Genomic DNA, 3,362 nt, shown 5'->3' on the forward strand with positions numbered 1-3,362 from the left:
GGCATGAATAATTCCGGCAGGGAAATGTGCTGCGAACCTGGGAGTTGTCGGTTTTGAAATGCGGCGACGGTAATAAGACCGGCGTTTCCGCACTCCTTGCTTTCTGCCGCTTGATCCATATTTTTTTTGAACGTTTAACCCGCGGTGCGGGTCGCGCAACTATCGCGGAGTTTCGCGGAGCATGGCATTGCACGCGCTCGCCGCGATCGCGGGTGGTTTTCGGGCTGTTGACGCGGCGTTTTCGCGGAATTTGCGCGGCGTCCCGGAAGCCGCCCGGCTCCCGGCCGCCGGTTCGCTCCCGACCCCATGCTTCCAGCTACCTGTCCCCGCTGTTCCGTGTGACGCGCCCGGCCTCCCCGGTTTTCCTCTTCACGCTTTCGTCTTTCCTCTTCGCTTTACTTTCCACATCCCCCGCCTTAGCCCAGCCCTCGGTGACGATATCGCCTGCGTCCGCCGCCGCCGTCGAGGTCAAGCCCCGCCAGATGGCGACGGTGGCGTTCTCGGTCGAGAACCGGGGGGGCGCCGCCTCGAGCGTGGCGCTCGTTGCGGAGGCGCCGGATGGATGGGGCGCGGTCGTCACGCCGGAGACGGCGGAGCTCGGGCCGGGCGGGCGCGCCACGGCGTTCGTCACGCTGTCCGTGCCGGGCGACGCGGCTGCGGGGGAATACGCGGTCGCGCTTTCGGGCGGCGGCGGCAGAGGCGAGGCACGCGTGCGCGTGGCGGTTGCGATGGAGATAGCGCTGTCGCTTTTGAACTCGCCGGGGGATGCGCGGGCCGGGGGGACGCTCGTGTTCGAGTGGAACGCCGTCAACAGAGGCAACGCGGCGGCGGATGTTAAATTCTCGGCGGAAACTTCGCCGGATTGGAAAACGTCGGCGGATCCGGCGGGCGCGTCGCTTGCCCCGGGCGAGAAGGCGCTCGTGAGCGTGACGGTGGCCGCGCCGAAAGAGCTGGAAAGCGTCGAGTCGCTGCGGGTGACGCTGCACGCGAGGCACGAAGGATACGAGGCGAAGTCCACGGCCACGGCGCGGGTGGCTCCTTCCGGTGCGGCGGTGGGGTCGTTGTACGCGACGCTTGACGGATCGCTCACCGCGCGGGGGGACTGGCGCGGCGGCGGCGAGTCGGGGGACGACGCGGGCGCGCAATCCGCGCTTGAGTTGGCAAGCGAAATCGGCGACGGGCGGTTCGCGTCGCTTGGTGTGACCGCGCCGCTGACGGATGGGGAAGGGGGCGCGGCGTTCTCCGAGGAGAGCCGCATTGCGCTTGCATACGAGGATGCGCGGCGCGGGTGGATAGCCCTGGGAGACCAGTCGTTCGGGGACGTGTCGCCGCTTCTGGGTCAGAACGTGACCGGGCGGGGGATGGATTTGCTGTTGCGCAGCGGGGATTTCTTTACGCGCGTTTTCGCGGCGGAGTCGCGGGGAAGCGCGGTTCGGAAACGCACGGAAGGCGCGCAGGTTGGATACGCTTGGGGCGGCGGCGGCAAGGAAAACGGAAAAAACGGTGCCGGCATTATGGCGCGCGGCCGGCGCGGCGGCGGGACGCGCGACCAAAGCGTGATCAGGATCACGGCGCTAAGGGAAAACGAATACGCTCCGGCGTCGCTGCCGGGGCTGACCACCGCGGATTTCGCGGCGTACAGCGTTTTCGCGTCGGCCGCGCCCTGGGACGGATTCCTGTTCGAAGGCGAGTACGCATCGTCCGACGCGGGGGACGCCGGGGAAAGCGGCGCGGGCGGCGGCGACGCGTACCGGCTTTCCGCGCGCTTCGAGTCCGGCATCCTGCTTGCGGGGGGGGAGGTGCTGCGCGCCGATCCGCGCTTCGGCGGCGGCTACCGCGACGTGGAGCTCTCCCGCGTCAACCTCTCCCTTCGCCCGGCGGACAGGCTGACCGTATTCGGCAACTTTTCCTCCACCAAGCGTAATTTGGATCTGGATCCGGAGCGCGACGCGCGCCTGGACGAAACGCTGTCCTACGGCGCGACGCTTGCCTTGACCGATTCGCTGCGTCTGCGCTACCAGCGGCGGGAAAGCGACAGTTCCGACAGGCAGGGGGGGGAAGATATATCCGCCGACTCGTCCGACGAGTACGAGATTTCCCAGTCGTTCAAAAACGGAAGGATTTCGCTCGCGTTCCAGGAGCGCGAGCGCGACGACCTGCAGGCGGACGAGACCGAGACCTCGCGCCTCTTGCGGCTCTCCGGCTCGGCGCGGCTAAACGGCAGCGCGTCCCTGAACGCGGGTTTCACGCGCGAGCGACGCAGGGACGCGGAGGGTACATCCACGACATACACCCAGTCCCAGCTGGGTCTGGATTTCCGGATGTCCGAAACGCTCGACGCGGCGCTGGGATTCCAGCGCACCGAGGGCACTAGCCGAGGCCGCACCGACTGGTACACCGGCTCGCTTTCGTGGCAGCTGCCGGGTGGCAGGAAGTTCAATTTGCGGCTGCGCCACAGCGACGGCCAATCCGGCGGAGACAGCGAAATCGCGGTGGAGCTTTCGATCCCCGCGAGCTTTCCGCTGAAGATGTTCCCGCGCAAGGGACGTGTCAGCGGCCGCGTGTTCCTCTCGCACGAGCCGCAGACGGGCGTGGCCGGCGTGCGGCTGAAAATCGGCAGCGCCGAGGCGGTGTCGGACGCTGACGGCGCGTTCGCGTTCGCCGCGCTCCCCCCGGGCGCGGCTTCGCTTGAGATAGACGCCGCGTCTCTCGGAGTCGGGATGGCGTGCGCAGTTACGCTTCCGCTTGAGCTGATTGTCGAGCCGGGCGCGGCTATCGCCGTAGAAATCCCCGTCGTGCGCTCGGTTTCTCTCGGAGGAAAGGTGACGCTAGAAACCGTGGAGCCGGGCAAACCCGTCAGGATATCGCCGATGGCCGAAGCGATAGTAGTCATCGAAGGCCCCTCCGGCAAGGCGTACCGAATAACCGACAACGCGGGGCGCTTCATCGCTACCGGCCTCGCGCCGGGCGATTACGTCGTTTCGATCTGGGCGGCGGACCTGCCCAAGTTCCACGAGGCGTCTCCGGCCGCGGTCGAGATTGAGCTTGCGCCCGGCGAAACCAAAATGGACATCGAGTTCGCGGTGCGGCCGGTCAAGAGGGAAGTGGAGATAACCGCGTTCGGGTAGTGGACATGCTGCTGCCGAAAGGCGACTTGGAGGCGGATTCGCGCAGATTATGGGATTGCACCGGCTTGCCGACGCGGAATTGAATGTGCGGAAGGGCGAGGGGGAATCCGGAGATGCGTGACTCCTCCGCCGATAACCGGGAAGCGCGGCCTTGAGGCCGCGGATTTGCGCGGATTCGCGCGGATAAAAGGTGCGCGCCTTGATACAGCGGATCGCGCGGAGTCAAGGAGCGCG

Annotated in this window: 1 protein-coding gene; it reads left to right on the top strand. The window is 67.0% G+C overall.

The window, feature by feature from the left end:
• Positions 1-338: 338 nt before the first annotated feature.
• The gene (locus HRF49_01075; GenBank protein MEP0813242.1) at positions 339-3,128 is read left to right on the top strand and encodes a hypothetical protein; all 2,790 of its coding nucleotides are present in this window, start codon (positions 339-341) and stop codon (positions 3,126-3,128) included.
• Positions 3,129-3,362: the final 234 nt, after the last annotated feature.

The organism is bacterium, assembly GCA_039961635.1.
Lineage (GTDB): Bacteria > 4484-113 > 4484-113 > JAGGVC01 > JAGGVC01 > JABRWB01.